Annotated in this window: 25 protein-coding genes; 24 read left to right on the forward strand and 1 reads right to left on the reverse strand. The window is 56.0% G+C overall.

All coding sequences use genetic code 11. The features are described from left to right. Positions 1–46: 46 nt before the first annotated feature. Complete coding sequence (locus tag L6439_RS09890; RefSeq protein ID WP_213470311.1) at positions 47–1,585, reverse strand: YifB family Mg chelatase-like AAA ATPase; 1,539 nt, start codon at positions 1,583–1,585, stop codon at positions 47–49. A gap of 415 nt (positions 1,586–2,000) precedes the next feature. Between L6439_RS09890 and sucC the strand changes: the two genes are divergently transcribed. The 24 genes from sucC to fliY all read left to right on the forward strand — a co-directional run bounded on the left by sucC (position 2,001) and on the right by fliY (position 26,082). Next, on the forward strand, positions 2,001–3,161 hold the full coding sequence (gene sucC / locus L6439_RS09895; protein ID WP_168177891.1) for an ADP-forming succinate--CoA ligase subunit beta: 1,161 nt from the start codon (positions 2,001–2,003) through the stop codon (positions 3,159–3,161). A 27-nt stretch (positions 3,162–3,188) separates the two neighbouring features. Then, complete coding sequence (sucD, locus tag L6439_RS09900) at positions 3,189–4,133, forward strand: succinate--CoA ligase subunit alpha (protein WP_168177892.1); 945 nt, start codon at positions 3,189–3,191, stop codon at positions 4,131–4,133. Positions 4,134–4,996: 863 nt separating this feature from the next. Continuing rightward, positions 4,997–6,115: a DNA-processing protein DprA gene (gene dprA / locus L6439_RS09905; protein WP_213470312.1), complete on the forward strand. Its 1,119-nt coding sequence runs from the start codon at positions 4,997–4,999 to the stop codon at positions 6,113–6,115. Between the two features lie 28 nt (positions 6,116–6,143). Next, a complete protein-coding gene (gene topA, locus L6439_RS09910) occupies positions 6,144–8,234 on the forward strand; it encodes a type I DNA topoisomerase (RefSeq protein WP_168177894.1) in 2,091 nt (696 codons plus the stop codon). 72 nt (positions 8,235–8,306) lie between these two features. After that, positions 8,307–9,632 carry an FADH(2)-oxidizing methylenetetrahydrofolate--tRNA-(uracil(54)-C(5))-methyltransferase TrmFO gene (gene trmFO, locus L6439_RS09915; RefSeq protein ID WP_237096808.1) on the forward strand — a complete coding sequence of 442 codons (1,326 nt, stop codon included), beginning with the start codon at positions 8,307–8,309 and terminating at the stop codon, positions 9,630–9,632. 116 nt (positions 9,633–9,748) lie between these two features. Beyond that, complete coding sequence (gene hslV / locus L6439_RS09920; RefSeq protein WP_168177896.1) at positions 9,749–10,291, forward strand: ATP-dependent protease subunit HslV; 543 nt, start codon at positions 9,749–9,751, stop codon at positions 10,289–10,291. A gap of 39 nt (positions 10,292–10,330) precedes the next feature. Next, entirely contained in the window at positions 10,331–11,728 is a 1,398-nt protein-coding gene (gene hslU / locus L6439_RS09925; RefSeq protein ID WP_168177897.1) for an ATP-dependent protease ATPase subunit HslU, read from the forward strand. Positions 11,729–12,084: 356 nt separating this feature from the next. Continuing rightward, positions 12,085–12,489 carry a flagellar basal body rod protein FlgB gene (gene flgB / locus L6439_RS09930; RefSeq protein ID WP_168177898.1) on the forward strand — a complete coding sequence of 135 codons (405 nt, stop codon included), beginning with the start codon at positions 12,085–12,087 and terminating at the stop codon, positions 12,487–12,489. Between the two features lie 9 nt (positions 12,490–12,498). Further along, a complete protein-coding gene (gene flgC, locus L6439_RS09935; protein ID WP_168177899.1) occupies positions 12,499–12,954 on the forward strand; it encodes a flagellar basal body rod protein FlgC in 456 nt (151 codons plus the stop codon). 51 nt (positions 12,955–13,005) lie between these two features. Continuing rightward, complete coding sequence (gene fliE, locus L6439_RS09940; protein WP_168177900.1) at positions 13,006–13,323, forward strand: flagellar hook-basal body complex protein FliE; 318 nt, start codon at positions 13,006–13,008, stop codon at positions 13,321–13,323. 40 nt (positions 13,324–13,363) lie between these two features. Then, entirely contained in the window at positions 13,364–14,947 is a 1,584-nt protein-coding gene (gene fliF / locus L6439_RS09945) for a flagellar basal-body MS-ring/collar protein FliF (RefSeq protein WP_213470314.1), read from the forward strand. Positions 14,948–14,952: 5 nt separating this feature from the next. Then, positions 14,953–15,966, forward strand: coding sequence for a flagellar motor switch protein FliG (gene fliG / locus L6439_RS09950; RefSeq protein WP_168177902.1), 1,014 nt, complete (start codon positions 14,953–14,955; stop codon positions 15,964–15,966). Next, complete coding sequence (locus tag L6439_RS09955; RefSeq protein WP_168177903.1) at positions 15,959–16,807, forward strand: FliH/SctL family protein; 849 nt, start codon at positions 15,959–15,961, stop codon at positions 16,805–16,807. The genes fliG and L6439_RS09955 overlap by 8 nt, the downstream gene beginning before the upstream one ends. Then, entirely contained in the window at positions 16,797–18,125 is a 1,329-nt protein-coding gene (gene fliI, locus L6439_RS09960) for a flagellar protein export ATPase FliI (protein WP_168177921.1), read from the forward strand. Before L6439_RS09955 ends, fliI begins: the two co-directional genes overlap by 11 nt. 7 nt (positions 18,126–18,132) lie before the next feature. Then, on the forward strand, positions 18,133–18,579 hold the full coding sequence (fliJ, locus tag L6439_RS09965) for a flagellar export protein FliJ (RefSeq protein WP_213470316.1): 447 nt from the start codon (positions 18,133–18,135) through the stop codon (positions 18,577–18,579). A gap of 48 nt (positions 18,580–18,627) precedes the next feature. Then, positions 18,628–19,563, forward strand: coding sequence for a MotE family protein (locus L6439_RS09970; RefSeq protein ID WP_237096809.1), 936 nt, complete (start codon positions 18,628–18,630; stop codon positions 19,561–19,563). A gap of 48 nt (positions 19,564–19,611) precedes the next feature. Beyond that, positions 19,612–21,048 carry a flagellar hook-length control protein FliK gene (locus tag L6439_RS09975; protein ID WP_213470320.1) on the forward strand — a complete coding sequence of 479 codons (1,437 nt, stop codon included), beginning with the start codon at positions 19,612–19,614 and terminating at the stop codon, positions 21,046–21,048. Between the two features lie 41 nt (positions 21,049–21,089). Beyond that, on the forward strand, positions 21,090–21,671 hold the full coding sequence (locus L6439_RS09980) for a flagellar hook capping FlgD N-terminal domain-containing protein (protein ID WP_213470322.1): 582 nt from the start codon (positions 21,090–21,092) through the stop codon (positions 21,669–21,671). Then, entirely contained in the window at positions 21,668–22,072 is a 405-nt protein-coding gene (locus tag L6439_RS09985) for a TIGR02530 family flagellar biosynthesis protein (RefSeq protein WP_168177908.1), read from the forward strand. The genes L6439_RS09980 and L6439_RS09985 overlap by 4 nt, the downstream gene beginning before the upstream one ends. Before the next feature lie 108 nt (positions 22,073–22,180). Next, complete coding sequence (gene flgG, locus L6439_RS09990; RefSeq protein WP_168177909.1) at positions 22,181–22,999, forward strand: flagellar basal body rod protein FlgG; 819 nt, start codon at positions 22,181–22,183, stop codon at positions 22,997–22,999. An 86-nt stretch (positions 23,000–23,085) separates the two neighbouring features. Beyond that, positions 23,086–23,310, forward strand: a complete 225-nt coding sequence (locus tag L6439_RS09995; RefSeq protein WP_168177910.1) for a flagellar FlbD family protein — start codon at positions 23,086–23,088, stop codon at positions 23,308–23,310. Beyond that, positions 23,307–23,762: a flagellar basal body-associated FliL family protein gene (locus L6439_RS10000; RefSeq protein ID WP_168177911.1), complete on the forward strand. Its 456-nt coding sequence runs from the start codon at positions 23,307–23,309 to the stop codon at positions 23,760–23,762. The genes L6439_RS09995 and L6439_RS10000 overlap by 4 nt, the downstream gene beginning before the upstream one ends. 51 nt (positions 23,763–23,813) lie before the next feature. Further along, positions 23,814–24,812: a flagellar motor switch protein FliM gene (fliM, locus tag L6439_RS10005; protein ID WP_168177912.1), complete on the forward strand. Its 999-nt coding sequence runs from the start codon at positions 23,814–23,816 to the stop codon at positions 24,810–24,812. Beyond that, positions 24,802–26,082: a flagellar motor switch phosphatase FliY gene (fliY, locus tag L6439_RS10010; protein WP_168177913.1), complete on the forward strand. Its 1,281-nt coding sequence runs from the start codon at positions 24,802–24,804 to the stop codon at positions 26,080–26,082. Before fliM ends, fliY begins: the two co-directional genes overlap by 11 nt. Position 26,083 lies beyond the last annotated feature (1 nt).

A 26,083-nucleotide genomic window follows, 5' to 3' on the forward strand; every position in this document is an offset into this window, starting at 1 on the left:
GGTCGTCTCTCCTATGATGTTCCCCCCGGGAAAGGCGTATGCTTCGTTACTCCTCCTTGCGCCGATCGAGCGAGCGGTATTGAATGGCTTCCGCGACATGGGCGGCTCCGATTGCATCCTGATCCTCCAGATCGGCAATCGTCCGCGCGAGCTTCAAGAGCCGATCATGCGCCCGCAGACTTAGACCCAATTGATCGTACGCCTGCTGCAGAAGTTGCTCCGCCTCCGGCGATATCGCGCCGTGCCGGCGCAGCAGCGACCCGGTGAGCTCGCTGTTGAAGCGCAGCTTCAATCCGGCGTAGCGCCGGGCTTGGCGCCGGTGAGCCTGAAGCACCATGGAACGCATCTCAGCCGAAGAGAGAGACGGGCCTTTCCATTCCGTGACCGGAGAGCGGGGCACCTCGACCTGCATATCGATCCGGTCGAGCAGGGGCCCGGACAATTTGGCGCGGTATTGGGCCAGCCGCACCGGAGTGCAGCGGCAGTCGCCCTCGGAAGACGATCTGTACCCGCAAGGACATGGGTTCATGGAGGCGGCCAGCATGAAATGGGCCGGGAAACGGTACACCGCCCGCGCCCGTCCGATCGAAACCTGGCGATCCTCCAGCGGCTGCCGCAGCACCTCCAAGGCTTGGCGCGGGAATTCGGGGAGCTCGTCCAGGAAGAGCACGCCATGATGAGCCAAGCTGACCTCCCCCGGCTTCGGAATCGAACCGCCGCCGATGAGCCCGGCGGAGGAGATGGAGTGATGCGGCGCCCGGAAGGGGCGCTCCCGCATCAGGCCGCCGCCCGCCCGCTCCCATTTGCCGGACACGCTGTACAGCTTCGACACTTCTAATGCCTCGTCGTCGCTCAGCGGCGGCAGGATCGACGGTAGGCGGCGGATGAGCATCGTCTTTCCCGTACCTGGAGGCCCGGTCAGCAGTATATTGTGCATGCCGGCCGCGGCCACGACGAGGGCGCGCTTCGCATGGAGCTGTCCATAGACATCGGCATAGTCCTCCGACCGGTTGGATATGTCGCATTCTCTCTGCCGCAAGCGCGGCGTGGCCGAATCGGCCCCGGCAGACCAAGGGGCGAGCTCCTCCAGCCGGAGCAGCTCATGCAGATGCCGCAGCGGATAAATGTCCAGCCCCTCCACGAGTGCCGCTTCCTCCGCATTGCCGCAGGGGACGAGCATCCGCTTGAAGCCCTGCTTGCGCGCTTCGTCGGCGAGGGACAATATGCCGGGAACCGGCCGGGTCGAACCGTCCAGCGCAAGCTCCCCGACCAGCAGCATGCCGCCCAGCGGTTCCGCGGACAATTGCCCGCTTGTACACAGCAGCCCCGCCGCGATCGCCATATCGAAGGATGTTCCTTCCTTGCGCACGTCGGCCGGCGCAAGATTGACCGTGATTCGCGCAAGCGGGAACTTCCAGCCGCTGTTGCGGACGGCTGCTCGCACCCGCTCGACCGATTCCCGGACGGCCGCATCGGGCAGACCGACGAGATTCACGCTCGGCAATCCTGGCGAGATGTCGATTTCGACCTGGATAAGCCGGCCGTCGACGCCGCATATTGATGCACTCCATAATTTCCCATACATGTAAAAACACCTCTCCTTCCGTCATCATGGCCGCACAGGCCGGATGCAGGGGAAAGGTGCTTCCTTATCGTCCCTAAATATATTAATATTATAGGAGTATGACAGCTCCTCCGTCAATGGATATGAGATTCATCTCATTAATAGATGATAATGATATCAAAAAAATGTACTTTCTGCTCGAAATAGAGAGGAAAGCGTTTTAAAAACATGATACAATATTGGAGGACTGTATATATTTTCCGCGGAAGAACGCGTTTTAGAAGCGATGGAAGCGGTTCCGCGTTCACGGCCGCGCCAGGAGACGGAGCACGGCAGATTATGTCTGCAACGGATACGGTCTAGCATGCTACCGGCTCCGATGGCTACGCGTCGCTACACGGCCTAAGAGGCTAACGATGGGTTAGGGGGATGCACAATGAATATTCATGAGTACCAAGGCAAGGAAGTATTGAAGCAATATGGCGTTGCGGTTCCGAACGGCAAGGTTGCTTTTACGGCGGATGAAGCCGTTGAAGCGGCGAAGGAGCTAGGAACGTCCGTTGTCGTGGTGAAAGCTCAGATTCATGCTGGCGGTCGAGGCAAGGCGGGCGGCGTCAAGATTGCGAAAAACCTGGACGAGGTGCGCGCATACGCGTCGGAACTGCTCGGCAAAGTGTTGGTAACGCATCAGACAGGCCCGGAAGGCAAGGAAATCAAGCGCTTGCTCATCGAGCAAGGCTGTGACATCAAGAACGAATATTATGTCGGCGTTGTCGTGGATCGGGCGACCGGCCGCGTCGTGATGATGGCTTCGGAGGAAGGCGGCACCGAGATCGAGGAAGTGGCAGCGAAGACTCCGGAGAAAATTTTCAAGGAAGTGATCGACCCGGCAGTCGGCCTGCAAGTGTTCCAGGCGCGCCGCCTCGCCTATGCGATCAACATCCCGGCAGAATTGGTCAACAAAGCGGTCAAATTCATGCTGGCTCTTTATCAGGCATTCGTTGACAAGGATTGCTCCATCGCGGAAATCAATCCGCTCGTCGTGACCGGAGACGGACAAGTGATGGCGCTTGACGCGAAGCTGAACTTCGACTCCAACGCGCTGTTCCGCCACAAGGACATTCAAGAGCTGCGCGATCTCGACGAAGAGGACGAGAAGGAAATTCAAGCTTCCAAATTCGACCTGAGCTACATCGCGCTGGACGGCAATATCGGCTGCATGGTGAACGGGGCTGGACTGGCTATGGCGACGATGGATATTATCAAATATTACGGGGGCGAACCGGCCAACTTCCTTGATGTGGGCGGCGGAGCCACGACAGAGAAGGTAACGGAAGCATTCAAGATCATCTTGTCGGATGACCAAGTAAAAGGAATCTTCGTCAACATCTTCGGCGGCATTATGCGCTGCGACGTCATTGCGAACGGCGTCGTGGAAGCTGCGAAGCAAATCGGACTGGATCGTCCGCTCGTCGTCCGTCTGGAAGGGACGAATGTCGATCTCGGCAAGCGCATCCTGAACGAGTCGGGATTGAACATTGTCGCGGCGGATTCGATGGCGGATGGAGCGCAGAAAATTGTCGCTTTGGTTCAATAATTTTGTCGACGAGGAGATGAATGAGCGATGAGCATCTTAATTAATAAAGATACGAAGGTTATTACGCAAGGGATTACGGGCTCAACGGGGATGTTCCATACGAAAGGAGCCTTGGAATACGGCACCAATATGGTGGGCGGGGTAACGCCGGGCAAAGGCGGTACGAAGATCGACATCGAGCTCGACAACGGGCAGACCGTCTCTCTCCCCATTTTTAATTCGGTAATCGAAGCGAAGCGCGAGACCGGTGCGTCGGTCAGCGTCATTTACGTGCCGCCGGCGTTCGCGGCCGATTCGATTATGGAAGCCGTCGATGCGGATCTTGATCTGGTGATCTGCATCACGGAAGGCATCCCGGTACTCGATATGGTCAAAGTGAAGCGCTATATGGAGGGCAAGCGCACTCGTCTGGTCGGTCCGAACTGTCCGGGCGTCATTACGCCGGGCGAATGCAAGATCGGCATCATGCCGGGCTACATTCATACACCGGGACATGTCGGGGTCGTCTCCCGAAGCGGAACATTGACGTATGAAGCCGTTCATCAATTGACTACGCGCGGCATCGGCCAGTCGACAGCCGTCGGCATCGGCGGAGACCCGGTCAAAGGATCGGAATTCATCGATGTGCTTCATATGTTCAATGAAGATCCGGATACGTATGCCGTCATCATGATCGGCGAGATCGGCGGCACGGCCGAGGAAGAGGCTGCCGAGTGGATCCAGGCCAATATGAAGAAGCCGGTCGTCGGCTTCATCGGAGGAGCTACTGCGCCTCCGGGCAAACGGATGGGCCATGCCGGCGCGATTATTTCCGGAGGCAAGGGCACGGCTGCCGAGAAGACGGCCAAGCTGGAAGCCTGCGGCATCAAGGTGGCGCCGACGCCGGCGGAAATGGGCAGCACGCTCGTATCCGTCCTGGAAGAACGCGGCCTGCTTGAGAAATGCACGACACAGCCGCAGACCAGAGCTTAACCCTAACCTAAACCACCTTTACATTTATCCATATATATTGAAGCGATAGGTAAGCAACCTTTCTGTCCGCTCGAACGATTTCGGGCGGAGGAAGGTTGCTTTTTTTTACATGGAGGACTTCTCGCCAATTTAGCTGCCAAGAGATGGGCCGCAGTACCAAAAAATCCTGCGAAACGGCAGTATTTTCATGTGCGTGACTATGCGGTGAACGCATTACTGCAAAAATGCAGGAAATTTACCATCATTTGATAAAAATGAGAGCTAATCAGCGAAAAAGATGCAATTTTGCAGTAAGTTTACCAAGAATGAAGTCAAATGGCGGAAATTGATGTAGATTTGCAGGATATCAACTCGACCGGGCTCACTGGACGAAATGGGCCAACTGGACGTCCTTGTGCGGTCTGCTCCATCTGGGAGAACGAGATGAAGTGAGGGGATGGGCACCTGAGCGCCCGCGGGAACATTCCCGGCGGAGGGAAGCATGCGAACTGCCCCGCCCGCCTCTGTGACAGCCCCGCCTGCCCTAACGGAATCGAGTGGCGCGAATGGGCTCTGGAATAACCGCCCGTAGCCGTGGGAACTTCCCTACTGGGCGGATAATGCGGAGACGCGAAAGGGAGGAAAGGGAGCGACCTGGGCTGTCTGCTCGAACCGCGTAAATGAACGAACCGGTTAGTCCCGACATGGTCGTTCCGGCCCCGCTCGGCCGGAGCCGGAGCCGGCTTGGATGTGATTGCTTAATAGTTTCTTTTTATCCATTTATTGAAAAGAAAGCGCAGTTCATGCTTGCATTCTGATCTTATCTCAAGCAAAATAAGGGAAGCGGACGCACGCTTCCCGGAAAGTGAAGGAGAGTTGCTGAAATGGGCAATTGGACGGAACGGGAGCTGGTGTTTGCGTTACATGAAATCAACGGTATCGGCTGGCATACGATTCGTGCGTTAGGGGAGCGGGTCGGATTCGGCGGATTGGCGGATTGGCTGAACCGGACGGCGCCGGACTGGGCGGAATTAGGCATGAAGCCCTCGATGGCGAGGAAGCTGGCGGCAAGCTTCCGGGCAGACCGGCTGGAACAGAGGCTGGAGCTGGCCAATAAAGCCGGGATTGAATGGATTACCCGCTGGGATGAATGCTATCCTCCGCTGCTGCAGGAGATTCCGCAGCCGCCTTGGATCTTGTACGGGAAGGGGGATTGGACCGCGCTGTCCTCCGATGCGATTGCTATCGTGGGAACGCGCAATCCTACCGTATACGGGAAGAAGGTTGCCCTTCAATTGGCCGAGCAGTTGGGATGCGCCGGGTTCCTGATCGTCAGCGGACTGGCCAGAGGCATTGATGCTTGCAGTCATGAAGGCGCTCTCATCCAGGGGCGGACCGCCGCGGTGATGGGCACGGCCTTCGATCGCATATATCCGTACGAGAATGCGAATTTGGCGAGACGAATCGCCGAATCCGGCATCGTCCTCACGGAATATCCGCTGGGCACACCTTCTCATCCCGGCTTGTTCCCCCAGCGGAACCGCATTATTGCCGGTCTGGCGCTCGGGACCGTCGTCGTGGAGGCCGCCATGGGCAGCGGCGCGCTGATCACCGCCGATTTTGCGACGGAGACGTTCAGGGAGGTTTTTGTCGTGCCCGGGCCCGTTACGTCGCCCAAATCGGCAGGCCCGTTATTTCTTATGAGGAATGGGGCCAGACCGATTGCGCATGCCGAAGATATAATGGAAGAATTGAAGGCGCGGTTGACAACAGTCACTTTGCCGTACAATAATGGAACGGTCGGCCTCACCGAGAGCGAATCGCTCACCGAGGAGGAGCGCCGGATATGCGAATTGATTCGCCTGGAAGGCAGTACATTTGAGGAACTGCTCCTTGCGAGCGGCCTCCCATTTGCGGAGCTGCATCGAATTTTGTTATCCTTACAATTAAAACAGAGAGTTCGGGAGGCCCAGGGAGCCGTATACCATTCGATATGGATATGAAGAGGAGATTGGAGAGGAGGGTGCGCCTATGGCGGATTCACTAGTCATTGTCGAGTCGCCTGCGAAGGCGAAGACAATCGGGAAATATTTAGGCAGCAAATATATCGTCAAAGCGTCTATGGGACATGTTCGTGATTTGCCCAAAAGCCAGATGGGCGTTGAAATAGAGCAGGATTTCGCCCCGAAGTACATTACGATTCGCGGCAAAGGCAGCGTGCTCAAAGAATTGAAAGATGCAAGAAAGAAAGTGAAAAAAGTGTACCTCGCGGCCGACCCCGACCGCGAAGGAGAAGCGATCGCCTGGCATCTGGCGCATGCGCTAGAATTGGATGAGACGGAAGCCTGCCGCGTCGTGTTCAATGAGATTACGAAGCAGGCCGTGAAGGATGCGTTCAAATCGCCGCGTCAAATCAATATGGACCTTGTTCATGCTCAGCAAGCGCGGCGCATTCTGGATCGGCTGGTCGGTTACAAGATCAGCCCCCTTTTGTGGAAGAAAGTAAAGAAAGGGCTGTCAGCAGGACGGGTGCAGTCCGTGTCCGTAAAGCTGATTATCGACCGGGAGAATGAGATCAACGCCTTCATCCCGGAAGAGTATTGGACGATAACGGCGAAGCTGGAAGCGGGCAAGTCCAAGTTCGAAGCCAAGTTCTACGGCATGAATGGCGTGAAGATGGAGCTGGGGAACGAGGCGGAAGTGAATGAAGTGCTGGCGGCGCTGCAGAAGCAGGCCTTTGTCGTCTCCGAAGTGAAGGAGAAGGAGCGGCTTCGCCATCCGTCCGCTCCCTTTACGACAAGCTCGCTGCAGCAGGAGGCGGCGCGGAAGCTGAATTTCCGAGCGGCCAAGACGATGTCCGTTGCGCAGCAGCTCTATGAAGGGGTAGACCTGGGCAAAGAGGGCACGGTCGGTCTCATCACCTATATGCGTACGGACTCGACGAGGATATCGCCGACGGCTCAGGAGGAAGCGAAGGAATATATCGGCTCTCAATTCGGAGCGGAGTATGTGCCGGAGACGCCGCGGCAATATGTCAAGAAGGCAGCGAATGCGCAGGATGCGCACGAGGCGATTCGCCCTACGTCCGTGCTGCGCAGCCCGGAACAGATGAAGCCGTTCCTCAGCCGCGATCAGCATCGCCTCTACAAGCTGGTATGGGAACGGTTCGTGGCGAGCCAGATGACCTCCGCCATCATGGATACGATGACGGTCGATCTGCAGGCGGGAGACGTTACGTTCCGCGCCAACGGCTCGAAGGTCCGTTTTCCCGGGTTCATGAAGGTGTATGTCGAAGGGAACGATGACGGCACGGTCGAGGATGACAAATTCCTGCCTCCGCTCAAGACCGGGGATAAGCTCAAGCAGGAAGCGATTGAGCCGAAGCAGCATTTCACCCAGCCTCCGCCGCGGTATACCGAGGCGAGACTCGTCAAGACGCTCGAGGAGCTGGGCATCGGCAGACCGAGTACTTATGCGCCGACGCTGGAGACGATCCAGAAGCGCGGCTACGTGGCCATCGAGGAGAAGAAATTCGTTCCGACCGAGCTGGGCGAACTGGTCATTCAGCAGATGGAAGAGTTTTTCCCCGAGATTCTGGATGTTGAGTTCACAGCCCATATGGAGGAAGATCTCGACCATGTGGAAGAAGGCCAGCAGGACTGGGTGAAGGTGCTCAACGATTTCTATGAATCGTTCGAGAAGCGGCTCAAGGTCGCCGAGGAAGAAATGAAAGAAGTCGAGATCGAGGACGAAGTGTCCGATGAAATATGCGAGAAGTGCGGACGTCATTTTGTGTACAAGATGGGCCGCTTCGGCAAGTTCCTGGCCTGCTCCGGATTCCCGGATTGCCGCAACACGCGTCCGATAGTGAAGGATACGGGCGTAGCCTGTCCGAAATGCAAGGAAGGCAAGCTGGTCGAGCGCCGCAGCAAGAAGGGGCGCGTCTTTTACGGCTGCGATCGTTATCCGGACTGCGATTACGTGATGTGGGACCGGCCATCGGTCAAGCCATGTCCGGCTTGCGGCAGCTTGATGGTCGAGAAGCGGAGCAAGCAAGGAACGAAGCTGCAGTGCACGCAGTGCGATCATAATGAAATGCTGCAGGACAACGAGGATGATTAAGCGCGGGCAAGCATACGATGAAATAAAGGGATGCTGCAGCAGGCGCAGGCAACCGAGGGGGATGTAAGACAGATGGATAAGCCAAGAGTAACCGTTATCGGTGCGGGCTTGGCCGGCAGCGAGGCGGCATGGCAGGCTGCGCAGCAGGGAGTTGCGGTCACGCTCTATGAGATGCGGCCGGCGAAGCAGACGCCGGCCCACCATACGGGCCAGTTCGCGGAGCTGGTATGCAGCAACTCTTTGCGGGCGAACGGGCTAAGCAACGCGGTCGGCGTATTAAAGGAAGAAATGCGGCTTATGAATTCGCTTATTATGCAAGCGGCGGATAAGCATGCGGTCCCGGCCGGAGGCGCGCTGGCCGTCGACCGGGACGGTTTTTCCGGCGAGATTACGCGGCGGCTGAGCGAGCATCCGCTCGTCGAAGTCCGCCACGAGGAAGTGACGGAGATTCCCGATGACGGCGTTGCCGTCATCGCTACCGGTCCGTTGACGTCGCCGGCATTGTCCGACCGGATTAAGGCGCTGATGGATGAGGAGTATTTTTATTTTTACGATGCGGCCGCGCCGATCGTGGAGAAGGATTCCATCGACATGAGCAAGGTGTTCCTGGCTTCCCGCTATGATAAGGGAGAAGCGGCGTATTTGAACTGTCCGATGAACGAGGAAGAGTTCAATGCGTTCTACGAGGCGCTTGTTACGGCCGAGACGGCGGAATTGAAGGAGTTCGAGAAAGAAATTTATTTCGAGGGCTGCATGCCGATTGAGGTCATGATGCGCCGCGGGAAGCAGACGGCGCTCTTCGGGCCGATGAAGCCCGTCGGGTTGACCGATCCGCGCACCGGCAAGACGCCTTATGCGGTCATTCAGCTTCGCCAGGACAATGCCGCGGGTACGCTCTATAATATCGTAGGATTCCAGACCCATCTCAAATGGGGCGAGCAGAAGCGGGTGTTCCGGATGATTCCGGGGCTGGAGAATGCGGAGTTCGTCCGCTACGGCGTCATGCACCGCAACACCTTCATCAATTCGCCGAAGCTGCTGGAAGCGACCTATCAATTGAAGGGCCGCCCGTCGCTCTTCTTCGCAGGACAGATGACCGGAGTGGAGGGATATGTCGAATCGGCCGCTTCGGGACTGCTGGCCGGCTTAAATGCGGCTCGTTACGCCAAAGGGAGCGAACCCGTCCTGCTTCCGGAGGATACGGCTCTCGGAAGCATGGCGCGCTATATTACGACCGCCGATTTTAAGCATTTCCAGCCGATGAATGCCAATTTTGGGCTCTTCCCGCCGCTTGGGCAGCGGATCCGCAACAAAAAAGAGAAGAACGAAGCGCTGGCCCATCGCGCTCTCCATTCTTTGAAGGCGTACCGGGACGAAGCGGGTCTGTTCAACACATAACAGCTTGTTCAGCGGAAAGGAAGCGGCTCGCCACGGATCGGTGCCGTTTCCTTTTCTTTTCATTTAATGATTCTTTAGTCCTAGCCGATGAATAATAGACAGGAGGTTGAGCTTCGGTGGAATATCAATTTCATGCCACGACCATCTGCGCCGTAAGACATAACGGGCAGGCTGCCATTGCGGGAGACGGTCAAGTAACCTTTGGGAACAACATGATTATGAAGCAGCATGCGCGCAAGGTGCGCCGGCTGTATCGCGGCCAGGTGCTGGCGGGATTCGCCGGGTCGGTGGCGGATGCGATTACGCTCTTCGAGAAATTCGAAGGCAAGCTGGAGGAGCATCATGGCAACCTGCAGCGGGCGGCTGTCGAACTGGCGAAGGATTGGCGCCAGGATAAGGTGCTTCGCAAGCTGGAGGCGCTTATGATTGTGATGGACGCGCAGCATGTGCTGCTGATTTCGGGCGGGGGAGAAATCATCGAGCCGGATGACGAAGTGATCGCCATTGGCTCCGGCGGCTCGTTCGCGCTGGCGGCGGCCCGGGCCCTCAAGCGGCATTCGACGCATCTGTCCGCTCGTGAAATGGCTGAAGCCGCCCTGCATATTGCGGCGGAAATTTGCGTCTATACGAATGATAATCTTGTTGTCGAAGAACTGTAGCGGCAAAGGGAGCAACCAAGATACGGGTGGAGGGATAAGATGAATCAACAAGCATGGACACCGCGGCAGATTGTCACGGAATTGGATAAGTATATCGTCGGACAGAAAATGGCCAAACGGGCCGTCGCTGTCGCGCTTCGCAACCGTTACCGGCGAAGCCTGCTGGATGAGTCGATCCAGGATGAGATCGTCCCGAAAAACATTCTCATGATCGGGCCGACGGGCGTAGGGAAGACCGAGATTGCCCGCCGTCTGGCGAAGCTCGTCAATGCTCCGTTCGTGAAGGTGGAAGCGACCAAGTTTACGGAAGTGGGATATGTCGGACGCGATGTCGAATCGATGGTCCGCGATCTGGTAGAGACGGCGATCCGCATGGTGAAGCTGGAGCGCACCGAGCGAGTCAAGGATAAAGCGGAAGAGATGGCGAATGAGCGAATCGTGGAAATATTGGCCCCAAGCTCCAAGGAAAGCAAGGCGCAGCGCAATCCGTTCGAGATGCTGTTCGGCCAAAACCAGTCCCAGTCGCAGCAGGCGGAGAAGGAGCCGGAGCCCGGCTTGCAGGAGAAGCGCAGAAAGGTTCGGTTCGATCTGCTGTCAGGCAATCTGGAGAACGACATCATCGAGATCGATGTGGAAGACGCGGCCCCGAACATGCTCGATTTCTTGTCCGGCCCGGGCAATGAGCAGATGGGCATGAATATGCAGGAAATGTTCGGCAGCCTCATTCCGAAGCGGATGAAGAAGCGCAAGCTCACGATCAAGGAAGCGAGAAAGGTGCTGACCCAGGAGGAGGCCGCGAAGCTGATTGACATGGATGACGTCATTCAGGAATCGATTCGGCGTGCCGAGCAGTCGGGCATCATCTTTATCGATGAGATTGACAAGATTGCCTCCAGCGGGCGCGGATCCGGGCCTGACGTGTCCCGCGAGGGAGTGCAGCGCGATATTTTGCCGATTGTGGAGGGTTCCACCATCATGACCAAGTACGGGCCCGTGAAGACGGACTATGTGCTCTTCATCGCTGCAGGGGCATTCCATATCGCGAAGCCGTCCGATCTCATTCCCGAGTTGCAGGGGCGTTTCCCGATTCGTGTCGAATTAACCAGCTTGTCGCTCAATGATTTTGTCTCGATCCTGACAGAACCGAAGAATGCCATTACGAAGCAGTATGTCGAATTGTTGAAGACGGAAAATATCCAGATCGAATTCACCGATGAAGCGATACGGGAAATTGCCCGGATTGCGGCCGATGTCAATCAAAACACCGAAAATATCGGGGCCCGGCGCCTTCAGACCATTATGGAGAAGCTGCTGGAGGATCTGTCGTTCGAGGCGCCGGAGCTGACGCTTGATCACTTCCGGATTACGCCCGAATATGTGCGGGAGAAGCTGTCCGATATCGCGCAAAATCGGGATCTGAGCCAATATATCCTATAAAAATCATGCGAAATTTCCCCTTTTTGGGACTGCAGCCAACGAGGGGATCCATTCGACAAAGTATTTGAAAAAAGCCCTGACTTTTAGTCCAAAGATAGGGCTTTTTTCTTATTGTGTTATAACCCAAAGTTTAAGATGATAAGTATGGCGTTAATTATCTTCTTCTGTCAAAAAATGATGATTACTCAACATTTTTATTGAATAATCGGCTAGATTTATTGGATTATGGAAATCCCCTCCCATAGTTCGACACGATCATGCAAAAGAACTAAGTTTTTTGTCGAAAGAGAAGGAGAAACGTCGCAAGCAGAGAATATGTGATCATATGAATTTTTAACTAATCAGGAGGGATGATTGTGAACTTGTTGAGCGGCGTACATATCCAGCGGTTGGAGGGCGCGATGCAAGCTTCCACGGCTCGACAAAATGTGATCAACGCGAACGTGGCGAATGTCGATACGCCGTACTATAAACGCTCCGAAGTGCAGTTCGAGTCGCTGCTTCGTGATCAGATGACCGGCGGAACGCTTGTCGGTCGCCGCACTGATCCGCGGCATTTCTATATCGGACCTTCGAACGGGGTGCCGGCTCCGCAGATCGTCCAGGATGAGAGCACGGCAATGGGGAACAACCGCAACAATGTCGACATTGACCGGGAAATGGCCCTTCAGGGCGAGAATCAATTGAAATATTATACGCTTATTCAACAGTTGAACCATAACATCAACATGCTTAAAACCGGTATGGATGTAAGGAGGTAACGGTAACGTATGAATATTTCTAACAGCTTCGGCATCAGTTCGTCCGGACTTACGGCCCAGCGCCTGAGAATGGACGTCATCTCCTCGAATATCGCGAATATGGAATCGACGCGCGCGCATTACGTCAACGGGAAGTTCGTGCCGTATACACGCAAGGTCGTCGTCATGGCGCCGATGGAGTCTTCCTTCCAGCAGTCCTTGCAAGAAGCGATGCAGGGTCAGCGCAATGCCAAGGGAGTCAAGGTGGCCCAGATCAAGGAAGATACCTCAACACCGTATAAAATCGTCTACAATCCGTCCCATCCGGACGCGGACGAACAAGGAAATGTCTACATGCCGAATGTCGACATCATGAAGGAGATTGTCGACATGATCTCTGCCACCCGCTCTTACGAAGCGAACGTAACGGCGCTTAATGCGTCCAAATCCATGATTATGAAGGCATTGGAGATTGGCAAAGGCTAGACCAAGCCTGCTTGCTAACAAGAGCCGTTCATTGCCACAGGGGGAAAACAAATGATACAAAATACGATGATTCCATTGAGCATGACAACTCCGGCGACATTATCGGCGGCGATATCTCCAGCGACAAAAGCCGAGACACCGGCTGAAGTAACCAAAACATTCAGCAATTTTCTCGCGAATGCACTTCAGCAAGTTGATGCACAAGAGAAGCAAGTCCATGAAATGAGCGACAAGTTTATACTGGGCGAAGTTGATGTCGATCAGCTCCAAATTGCCTCCGAACGCGCGCTGCTCAGCCTGCAATTGACGACGCAAATACGCAACAAGGTCATCGAGGCGTATCAAGATATTATGCGCATGCAAATGTAACAGCGGTAGTGTCTTACATCGTTCTGGAGGGTGACGTGAAGTGAATGAAACCATCGGCCGGTATCGGGAACGAATAACCCAATACTGGAATCAATTCAGTAAAAAGCAGAAAATACTTCTGCTGTCCACAATCGCATTTGTAATATTGGCTGCAGTTATTGTAACGGCACAGCTGACAAAGACAGAGTATGAGCTTGCTTTTGAAAACCTGAACGCCAATGATGCCGCCGGCATCATTGAATATTTGAATTCGAACCGCATCCCGTACGAGCTCAGCGGCGACGGCAGCAAAATATCCGTTCCCAGCGCCTCGGCGGCCAAAGTTAAGGTCGACATCGGAGCCCAGGGCATCGTCAAGAACGGTTCGATTGGCTTCGAATCGTTCGGGGCCGACGGGTTAATGGGCGGAATGACGGACAACGTGTTCGATGTCCGCTACAAGAACGCCCTGAACGGCGAAATCGAAAGATTGCTGCGTCTTATGAACGGTGTTCAAGATGCCAAGGCCATCATTAATCTCCCGAAGGAGACGGTCTTCGCAACACCGGAGCAGGAACAGGCGTCGGCTTCTATTGTGTTGAAATTTAAGCCTGGATATCAGCCGAATCAGGCGGCGGTTGACGGATACTTCAATCTGGTCAAGACCGCGGTTCCCAACTTGGCGATTGACGATATCACCATCTCGAGCGATGAAGGTCCCATGTTCGCTTCCGACTCGCAAGGCGGCGCGTCCAAGAGCATCTTCGGCGAGGTGGATGAGCAGCTCAAAATTCAGCGCAAGTATGAGAATGATATCCGCATGAAAATACAAGAATTCCTCGGCGCCTATGTGCCGGCGGACAAAGTAAGCGTGCTGGTGTCCGCGAAGCTGAATTTCGATAAAGTTCAAAAACAGGAAGATCTTGTCACTCCGGTCAATACGGAGGAGATGAAAGGGATCGAAATCAGCGTTCAGGAGCTGCAGGAATCCTACAGCGGTAAAAGCGGGCAAACGGGCGGCGTCGCAGGCGTCGGAGACGGCGAAGTGCCGAACTATCCTTCCGCTTCGGGAAGCGGGGATTCGACGTCCGAGAAGAGCCAGCGGACGATCAATTATGATGTGAACCGCATCAAAAATCTGATTGAGTCCAGTCCGTATGCCGTGAAAGACCTGACCATACACGCAGCGGTTGACGCGAACAATATGGAGCCTGCCCAAATCGATGCGATCGAAAAGGTGCTCCGTTCGATCGTCGCTGCGCAGTTAAAAGATTCAGGTGCTACATATACAGACGAAGAATTGACACAAAAAGTTTCAGTAATTACCCAAAATGGTGCTAAAGATGGGGGAACAGCCACGGCCAGCACGGTTCCGAACTGGGTATGGTATGGCGCGGGTGCGCTTGCATTACTAGTTATCGTAGGCGGAATTGCCTATGCGGTCGTTCGCCGCCGCAGACGGGCGGAAGAAGTGTATACGGACGAACTCTCTCCGCTGCCTACTCATGTTGAGCTTCCATCCATTGATTTAGAGAATCTGACGGGCGAGCATCAGGTGCGCAAGCAATTGGAAATGCTGGCGAAGAAAAAGCCGGAAGAGTTTGTGAAATTGCTGCGCACATGGCTTGTTGACGAATCGAGGTGAGCAACGTGACAAAAGGAAGCGGAGCATTGACCGGCAGACAGAAAGCGGCGATTTTGCTCATCACGCTCGGACCTGAGGTGTCAGCCCAAATCTTTAAGCACTTGCGGGATGAGGAAATCGAACAATTAACGTTGGAAATTGCGAATGTGCGTAAGGTGGATGCGGCGGAAAAAGAATCGGTCATGAGCGAGTTCCACCAAATCTGCCTGGCGCAGGAGTACATATCCCAGGGCGGCATCAGTTACGCCAAGGAGATTCTCGAGAAGGCGTTGGGCTCGCAGAAGGCGGTCGATATTATCAACCGCCTGACCGCTACGCTGCAGGTCAGACCGTTCGACTTTGCGCGCAAGGCGGAAGCGTCGCAGATCTTCAATTTTATTCAGAACGAAAATGCCCAAACCATCGCCCTCGTGCTCTCTTACCTGCAGACAGAGCAGGCATCGACGATCTTGTCTTCCCTTCCGCAGGAGAAGCAGGCGGAGGTGGCGCGCAGAGTCGCCTTGATGGACAGCACGTCCCCGGAAGTGATCAACCAGGTCGAGCGCGTGCTGGAACAGAAGTTGTCGTCAACCGTGACGCAGGACTATACAAGCGCGGGCGGCATCGAGTCCGTCGTCAAGATTTTGAACGGCGTCGATCGCGGGACCGAACGCACGATTCTGGATTCCCTGGAGATTCAGGATCCGGAACTGGCGGAAGAGATCAAGAAGAGAATGTTCGTATTCGAAGATATCGTCAATATCGACAACCGTTCTATCCAACGTATCATTCGGGATATTGACAATGCCGACTTGCAGCTTGCGCTCAAAGTGGCCAGCGAGGAAGTGCGCGAAGCGATTTTCCGCAACATGTCCAAACGGATGGCCGATACGTTCAAGGAGGAAATGGAGTTTATGGGACCGGTTCGGCTGCGCGACGTGGAAGAGGCGCAGACGCGGATCGTGTCGACGATACGCCGCTTAGAAGAGTCGGGTGAGATTATCATCGCACGCGGCGGAGGAGATGATATCGTTGTCTAATGTCATCAAATCGACTCAATATGTTCCGTTGGAGCAGATGAGATTGATTGAAGCGGTTCGGCGGCACCAGCAGCAGCGGAGCGAGGAGGAGGCTGCGGCAGCGCCGGAGCCGTTGACCAAGGAAACGCTGCTCAACCAGGATGAACAGCTCGCCGAGCTGAGGCAGTCGATTCTCGATGATGCGCGATCCTTCGCCGAAGAGCATTTGCGGCAAGCGACCGAAGAAGCGGAGCGGGTGAAGGAAGAAGCGCAGAGCCAGATCGACGCTTGGTGGGAAGAACGGCGCAAGCAGGACGAGCAGCTGGTCGAATCCACGCGAAGCGATAGCTATGAGACCGGCTATCGGGAAGGCATGGCGCGCGCGGAGCAGGAGATTAAGGAAGCTTACGAACGCAAAATAGCAGAGGCCGAGTCTGTGCTGCGCCAAGCCTACCAGGCGAAGGAGCAGTTAATCCAGGAGGCGGAGCCGTTCGTTGTCTCTCTCAGCTGCGCGGTCGCGGAGAAGATCATTCAGAAGCAGCTCTCCGTCGAACCGGAGATCGTGCTGGAACTGGCCCGCAAGACGCTGTCCCGGAAGCGGGAAAGCGGAACGATTACGCTGTGTGTCTCGCCCGAGCAATTCGCCTATGTGCATGCGGCAAGGGAAGAGCTCAGTCTCGCCGTCGATTCGCAGGCAGAATTGCAGATTATACCGGACTCCAGCGTGAACGACGGAGGCTGCGTCGTCCGCTCCGCGCTCGGGAGCATCGATGCGCGAATTGACACGCAGTTGACGGAGATCAAAAAAGCGCTGATGCAGGCAGCGGTGCAGCATGAGGAGCAGAATGGCCATGACGCATGAGGTGAAATGGAACGCCGAGAAATATGTCGACTATTTAGCCCAGATCGACCCGGTCCGCGTCAATGGCAAAGTAACGCAGGTCATAGGGCTTACGGTGGAGTCGGAAGGGCCTGACGCGAGCGTAGGGGAAGTCTGCTATATTTACCCGACCAAGGGGAGCAAGCCGCTGATGGCGGAAGTTGTCGGATTCCGCGACAACAAGGTGCTCTTGATGCCGCTCGGCGAGCTGCAGGCGATAGGTCCGGGCTGCGATGTCGTGGGCACCGGGAAACCGTTGACCGTTCCGGTCGGATCGGAGCTGCTCGGCAAAGTGCTGGACGGTCTGGGGCAGCCGCTCGATGGCTCCTTCCTCCCGACGAGGATGTCCAGCTATTCCACGACTGCCGTTCCGTCCAACCCGCTGGCCCGGCCGCGGGTGCTGGAACCGATTGGCGTCGGCGTGCGGGCGATTGACGGCCTGTTGACGATCGGCAATGGACAGCGCGTCGGAATATTTGCCGGTTCCGGGGTAGGCAAGAGCACGCTGCTCGGCATGATCGCGCGCAATACGGCCGCCGATGTGAACGTGATTGCGCTCATCGGCGAACGCGGGCGCGAAGTGCTCGAGTTCATCGAGCGAGATCTCGGCCCGGAAGGACTGGCCCGGTCGGTCGTTGTCGTCGCGACTTCGGATCAGCCGGCGCTGGTCCGTATCAAGGGCGCGTTGATTGCGACTACGATAGCGGAATATTTCCGGGACCGCGGCATGAACGTAATGCTGATGATGGATTCGGTGACCCGTTACGCGATGGCGATGCGTGAAGTCGGACTGGCGATCGGCGAGCCTCCTGCGACCCGGGGATATACGCCTTCCGTCTTCGCCAGCCTGCCGAAGCTGCTGGAACGCTCCGGGACAGGCCCGGCCGGATCGATTACCGCCTTCTATACGGTGCTCGTCGACGGCGACGACATGAACGAGCCGATTGCCGATGCCGTGCGCGGGATTTTGGACGGCCATATCGTCCTGAACCGGAATATCGCGAACAAGGGGCATTTCCCCGCGATCGACATTTTGGCCAGCGTGAGCCGGGTGATGAAGGATATCGTGCCCCGCGAACACCAATTGGCAGCGGAGCAGTTGAAGCGGCTTCTCGCCGTGTACCGTGAATCTGAGGATTTGATTAATATCGGCGCATATCAGCGGGGGAGCAACCCCGCCATAGACGAAGCACTGGAATTTATAGATGACATTCATGCCTTTACGAAGCAGAGAATCGATGAGAGTGCTCCATACAACGAGACGATTGAACGATTATTAATGCAATTTCCAGGAGGTTGAGTGACCGGTGCGTGGCTTTCAATACGCTTTGCAAAAAGTGCTAGACTTGAAGACCAACGAGAAAAAGCAGGCGGAATGGATATTGTCCGAAGCCGTGGGCGACCTGATGACGAAGGAGAGCCAGCTTCAGCAGTGCACGGCAGATCTGCGGCACGCTCGGGAAGAGCTCCAGCGTCAGGTGGATGCTCGCGCCTCCGCCTCCAGCCTTCAGGCCTGGCAGCAATATATCGCCTACATGGAATCGCAGGTTGACTTGGCGAATGAGCAGGTCAACGCCGCGGAAGCCAACGTGCAGAACAAACAGGGCGAGCTGGCCGTGCGGATGACAGACGAAAAAGTGTGGACCAAAGCCAGGGAAAAGGCGGAAGCGCAGTTCAGACAACGGCTTGCTGCATGGGAACAGAATGAATTGGACGAACTGGCGACCGTCCGCTACCATATGGCGGCCCGCTAGAACACAGGTCAGGCGCGGCAGTTCGGTCCCGCCGCTTCAGCAGGAGGGATGAGAGTGGCAGAGATGAATCAGGAATCAGTAGAAAAGGAAAGTGGATATTCGGGCTTTGAACGGTTTTTGTTCTTTGCGACCCCAATTTTGTTTACGATCATTTTGTTAGCCGTGCTGCTTACGCTGTTCAATGCGAACTGGCGCAACCAAATGATAGCCTTGGCGGAAAATATCCCGATCGTAAATCAATGGATTTCTTCCGATAAGGATAAAGCCGAGGGCAAGGAACCCGGCAAAGAGAAGAAGGAGAACAAAAACATTCAAAAGGAACAGGAAGAGCAGATTGCCGAACTGAAGGCGCTGTTGGCTTCCAAGGACGCCGACCTCCGCAATCTGGCCGATTCGCGCAAGAAGCTTGAAGAGCAGGTTGCGACTTTGAACAAGGAAATCAAAGACTTGCGGGCCGAACGGCGTGAGGAGCAGTTGACGGAAGAGCAGTATGCGCAGCAGGTGAAGGATCTCGCCAATCTGTATGCCAAGATGATGCCAAGCAAATCGGCCCCGATTCTGGAGAACTTGGCGCCGGAGGAGCTCGTTCTTGTGCTGGATGCGATGAAGCAGGAAGACAGGGCGAAGATCCTGGAAAAGATGAACCCGAAAGTAGCCGCCGACGCGTCGATTCGCCTCAAGGATGTGAAGCCGGCGGACAATCTGGAGGTTCGTGCGCTGCAGGCGCGCCTCAAGAAGAACGAAACGTCGAAGGAAGCGCACAATGGTCTCGATCGGACGCAGCTCAGCCAGACCTTCTCCAGCATGACGCCGAAGAGCGCGGCCAGCATCTTGCTCGAAACGGCGAAAATCAGTCCGGAGAAGGCGCTGAATGTGTTGAATACGGTCGATGATGCGACCCGATCCCGCTTGCTGAACGCGATGACGGAGGAAGACAAGGCAGCGACGGCGAAGCTCGTCTCGAAGCTGCTTCCAAGCAAATGATCAACAAGAGGATACAAATTTAAGTCAGCTTGAAAGGAGGTGAAAAATATGGCAGGAAGCATTATGAATATTTCGGCCGGAAGCGCAGCCCCGGTCATGGGCGGCACGCAGGCGAAGGCTGGAGCGGCTGACGGAGGAGCCGGATTCTGGACCGTGCTCTCGCAGTGCATGGATACATCGGGCGAGGCGCCGGCATGGGCGGGCGGCTTGGCTTCGCTGTTGACCTTGGGCGAAGATATCGGCAATATGCCGGCCTTGCCGGAGGAAGCGGCGGAGGCCGTTGAAGCATTGCTTCAACCGCTGCTCGATTCGCTGCAATCGGCGGACGATGAATTGGAGAGCAATCCGGAGCTGTTCGCCGCGCTGCAGCAATGGGTATTGCAAGCCCAGCAGTGGCTGAACGGACAGCAGCCGAATGCGGAGCATTCCGATGCAGCGTCCCAGAGCCCGAACGTTCTGATCGAGCAGCCGTCCACGATTACGATCGCGGTTCGGGATGTGCTCGCTCAACTCGCGGGTCTGCTGGAAGCGAAGCAAGCGGATGCCCCTGTGCTGGCTCAGCTTGCCGGAAGCGGGCAAGCGGCGGCCGCGGCGGAGACGGCGCTCGCCATGCAGAGCCAAGCGCAGGCAGGCGCCGGGCGGCAGACGCAAGGCGCAGGATCGGAGCTTCCCCATCCGGCAGCAAGCGCCACAGGCGAACAGGCGCAGCCAGCCGAGGGGTTGCGGTGGATCGCGCGGCTCGCTGACATGCTGAAGCAGGCAGGCGAGGCCAACGGGCCGGCGACAGCGGCATCCGCGAATGCGGGGCGGGCTGCAGCGGCGCAAGCCCAGTCCGTGACGCAGGCGGATATCATGCCGGCGGCATCGGCCGGGATCAAGCCGGCGGCGGAAGCCGCGAGCGGTCCGGATCATGCGCAGCCGGAGCCGCAGATCGGACAAGTCATGCAGGCAGGCCAGTGGGCGCTGCGCCAGGAAGGCCTTAACTCGACGAAGCCGCTGCCCGTCATCCATGCGGACCGCTTCGCGGATGAAATGGCCGGCTTCATGGTGAAGCAGCTGCGGTTCAGCCGGATTGGGACGATGTCGGAAGCGAAGATTTCCCTGTATCCGGAACATCTGGGGCAGGTAGAAGTTCGACTGACGATTCAGAACGGCCAGTTGACGGCCCGCTTCTTGACGGAGCATCTGATGGCGAAGGATATGCTGGAGCAGCAAATGTCCATGCTGCGCGGCGCGCTGCAATCGCAAGGAATTCAAGTGGAGAAGATCGAAGTGTCCCAGCAATCGTCGAATGCGTTGAATTCCTCTCCGTTCCAGGAGGAGCGGAGACAGCAGGATACCCACCGTCAGCAATCGTCGGAACGGGGATCGAAGCAGGGCAAGCCGCTGACTTTGGATGAGCTTGCAGGGGCTTTGGAGACCGAGGAGGAGCTGCGGGCAGCGCAGCTGCTCGGCGGGAATTCCACCTTCAGCGCAAGCGTGTAACGTGGAAGTAATGGCAGATAACAATCAGGGAGGTTGCGGCCATGGCATCAGATGCAGCAGTCGGCAGAGTCGTCACCTGGCCGAACTACAGCAAGGAGAATGTAGCGCAGGCCAGCAAGAAGGACGGCCAGACGCTGGGAAAAGATGAATTTTTGAAAATTTTGATTACGCAGCTGCAAAATCAGGATCCGATGCAGCCGATGCAGGACCGGGACTTCATCGCGCAGATGGCCCAATTCAGCTCCGTCGAGCAGTTGATGAATATCCAGACCCAGCTCGGAAGCCTGCACCAGGCGCTCGGCATGTCTTCCAGCCTCATCGGCAAAGAGATCACATGGTACGGCAAGTCCGAGGATAAGGAATATCAGGTGGGCAAAGACGGTCAGGAGGACAAGAATCCGATATTGAGAACCGGCATCGTCGAGTCAATGATTATCCGCGAGGGCAAATCATACGCCAAGGTCGGGAAGGATGAAGTCGACTTGAGCACGATCGCGGAAATTCGCGAACCGGGAGAAGCGCCTGGCACGGAAGAGCCGGAACAACCTCAACAGCCGGAGCAGCCTGGATCCGAGACGCCTGAGGAAGCGTCTCCTGCACCGGGATCGGAAGGCCAGTCATGAATATCGGAGGCTCATTTGGGCATTTAGGCCCAACCGCGCCGATACAGGCCGTCCAGCAGCCTGAACGGCTGAAGCCGGCCCGGCAGAGCGAGAGCAAGGCAAGCTTCCAGCAGCTCTTTCAGCAGGAGCTGCAGCGCACGAACGATGTCCGCTTCAGCCATCATGCCAGGACCCGCATGACAGAGCGGGGCATGAACCTGACTCCGGAGCTGGTCGCCAAGATGAATCAGGCGATGAAGCAGGCCGAGGAGAAGGGGGCGCGGCAATCGCTCGTCATCATGAACAACCAGGCCTTCATCGTCAATGTGCCGTCCCGTACCGTCATTACGGCATTGGATGAAGCGACGCGGCAAAATCATGTTTTTACGCAGATCGACAGCGCCATTCTCCTCAATGATTGAGGCATGGCGGGTCTAGAGGCTGGACCGCAAGGAGGCCTCGGCTCATGGAACGACCGAAGTGAGCCCTTTATTTTGAGGATGTACCATTAAGACATTGGAGGTAATACGATGATTCGATCGATGTATTCCGGCGTATCCGGCATGCGCGGCTTTCAGACGAAACTGGACGTCATCGGCAACAACATTGCCAACGTCAATACCGTCGGCTTCAAAGGCAGCCGCGTCATGTTCAAGGACATTATGAGCCAGACGATAGACGGCACGACAGCGCCGAACGATAACTCCGGCGGGGTGAACGCGAAGCAGATCGGGCTCGGCGTCTCCCTCGCTTCCATCGATACCGTCCATACGCCGGGAAGCGCGATGATGACGAACCGTCCGCTCGACTTGCGAATCGACGGCGACGGCTTCTTCGCTGTCTCGTTAGGCGAGGATCAGGATGCTCCGTTCCTGACGCGCGCAGGCGATTTCCATCTGGATGCGAACCGGACGCTGGTCACCTCGGATGGCTTGAATGTGCTCGATTCCGCCGGCGGGGTGATTCAGCTGGAAGAGGATATCGTCGCCTTCTCCATCTCGCAGACCGGCGAGATTATCGCGAAGCGGGATGACGGCACGACCGAAGCGACGGGCGTGCAGCTCGGCGTAATCAAGGTCGTCAACCCGGAAGGCCTTGAGAAAATCGGGGGCAACCTGTACCGCTTGACCCCGAACGCGGTCGAGGAGGGGGAAGCCGAGATTGTCACCGCGAATGACCCGGAGGCAGGCACCGGCGCGATTATCGCAGGCCAGCTCGAAATGTCGAACGTCGACCTGACGGGCGAGTTCACCGAAATGATCGTGGCCCAGCGCGGCTTCCAGGCGAACTCGCGGATCATTACGACCTCCGACGAAGTGCTGCAGGAAGTCGTCAATCTGAAGCGATAATGCGACAGTAATCCGTTCCAAGCCCTGATGCCGCCGGTGAACGGCCGGCATCGGGGCCTGGAATGAAGAGGCAAAGGAGGATTTGGATGATATCCGTCACGCGATTGAACGGTTCTCCCATGTGGGTGAACGCCCTTCTCATCGAGACCGTTGAAGAGACGCCCGACACCTACATCACATTGACGACAGGGAAGAAGTTCATCGTACTGGAGAAGGGGCCGGAAGTGATTGAACGGATCGAACGCTATGTTCGCTCCGTCGGTATCATCGCCGGAACGAAGAAGACAGAACCATCGGAGGGACAACCATGAAACGAATGATGCCGTGGATGATCACACTCCTGCTTGCGCTGACCCTGATCGCCCTTGTCGTGATTATGATGATCAATACGAATGGCAAAGGCAATGCGCCTGGAGCACAGCAAGTGCACACTGTAAGATTATCGGCTGAAGAAATCGTGGAGATGACGTCAACGATGACCGACATCAAGACGAATCTGGCAGACCGCGACTATGTCGTCTTCACCGGCTTCGCGTTCCAATTGGACACGAAGAAGACGAAGGAGCAGTTCGACAAGATCAAGGATGTTCGCATCAAGCCTCTCATTCTCAGAACCTTGGCTGATATGAAACCGGAAGACTTGCAAGGTATGAAGGGTCAGGATCAGCTGTGTGCCAAGTTGCTCGAACTGATTAATAAGCAATTGCCGGAAGGCAAGGTCGTTCAAGTAGACTTGACGGACTTTATACTTACGCCGATTTGACGGCAGATTTGACACACATGTTCAGCTGATTCCTGTAAGGGGGTGAAACGATTGGTAGACGTGCTATCGCAGAACGAGATTGACGCATTGCTCGCGGCGCTGTCCTCGGGGGAAATGGATGCGGAAGAGCTAAAAAAAGAGGAAACACAGCGTAAAATCCGTTCGTACGATTTCAAGCGTGCCGTTCGTTTTTCTAAAGACCACATTCGAAGTTTGACACGCATCCATGAAAATTTCGCCAGATTTTTGACGACATATTTTTCCGCGCAATTGCGTACTTTCGTGCAAATCAATGTCGTCCAGGTCGAGCAGTTGCCGTATGACGAGTTCATCCGCTCGATACCGAAAATGACCATTTTGAATATTTTTGAGGCCGAGCCGCTCAAAGGCCGGATGGTTCTCGAGGTCAACCCGAACGTTGCTTTTGCCATGCTTGACCGCATGCTGGGCGGCGCCGGAGTAGCCCCTTCGAAAATCAACTCGCTGACCGAGATTGAGACGACGGTGATGGAGCGCATTTTCAGCCGGGCGTTCGAGAGCCTCCAGGAGGCGTGGAAGAGCGTGCTCGATATCCGGCCGCGGCTGGAAGCACTTGAGACGAATCCTCAATTTATGCAAATTGTCTCCCCGAACGAGACGATTGCGCTCATTTCATTGAGCACCAAAATCGGGGACACGACGGGGATGATCAACTTATGTATCCCTCACGTCGTCATCGAGCCGATCATGCCGAAGCTGTCCGTGCATCATTGGTTCGTATCTGAGAAAAAAACGCGGGAACCGATTGAGATCGAAAAATTGCGCCAACGGGTTAGCAAGGCGAAGCTTCCGATCGCCGTTGAACTTGGCACATCACAGATTTCGGTACAGGAGTTAATGCAGTTATCAATCGGCGATGTCATCGCCTTGAACAAGCCGGTTGACAGCGGTTTGACGATTCGGGTTGGTGACCGCATGAAATATATTGGCACGCCGGGTGTAGTCAAGGATCGCGTAGCGGTACAAATCGAGCAAGTCGTGGAAGAAGGAGTGGAAGAGCATGACGAGTAAAGATTACTTGTCGCAGGAGGAAATTGACGCCCTGTTGAAAAAGTCGAGCGGCGATTCGCCTGAAGGCGAAGCGGAGTCCCCTTCAATCGATTCCTACTTGGATCCGATCGAAGTCGATGCCCTTGGTGAGATTGGCAATATTACGTTTGGCAGTGCGGCTACGGCGCTATCCACCCTGTTGGGCAAAAAGGTGGACATTACGACGCCCCGCATCAAGCTGCTGAAGCGCGAGAATCTGGAGGAGGAATTCCCGAAGCCGCATGTCGCGGTGCACGTGCAGTATGTTGAAGGCTTCGAAGGGGTCAATTCCCTCGTCATCAAGACGTCGGATGCGCAGGTCATCGCGGATCTGATGCTGGGGGGCGACGGCACGAACCTGAGCGGCGAGCTGAACGAAATCCACGTCAGCGCCGTGCAGGAAGCGATGAACCAGATGATGGGCTCGTCCGCGACGTCCATGTCCACGATTTTTAATCGGTTGGTGAACATTTCTCCGCCGGGAATCGGCATCTTGAATATGTCGGATGGGCAGGGGCTTGACACGCTGCCGGACGCGAATGTGCTGGTCAAAATTTCATTCCGCCTTACGATCGGCGATTTGATCGATTCGACGATAATGCAAATCTTGACGGTGCCGTTCGCGAAGGACATGGTCCGCATTTTGATGGGGACGGCGGAATCGATGTCGACCGGAGCGGAAGCCTCGCCGGAGACTCCCGCGGCGGAAGAAGCGCCCTATGCGCCTCCGGCTCAGCAAGCTGCCCAGCAGCCCATGGCGGGGATCGAGCAGCAGCCGCTCCCGGGAGGACAAGCGCCTCAGCAGCCGTACGGACAGCCTTACGCACCACCTTACGCGCAGCCGCCATACGGCTCTCAGCCGATGCCTGCGGTTCACCTGGATCCGCAGAGCGGAGCGGCTTCCGCATTCGGCAATGTGCCGAACCGGAACGTTAATGTCCAGCCGGTGCAATTTGCGAGTTTTCAACCCGGATCTTATGCGCAGCATGATGAATCCAATCTAAATTTATTGTTGGACATCCCGCTCAAAGTCACAGTAGAATTAGGGAGGACACACAAACAAATCAAGGACATTCTAGAGCTCTCTCAAGGTTCCATTATCGAGCTGGACAAGCTGGCTGGCGAACCGGTCGACATTCTGGTCAACAACAAACTTATCGCCAAAGGCGAGGTTGTCGTCATTGACGAGAATTTTGGCGTTCGCGTCACCGATATTATCAACCAGTGGGATCGCATTCAAAAACTACAATAAG

It is taken from the genome of Paenibacillus dendritiformis, from assembly GCF_021654795.1.
Lineage (GTDB): Bacteria > Bacillota > Bacilli > Paenibacillales > Paenibacillaceae > Paenibacillus_B.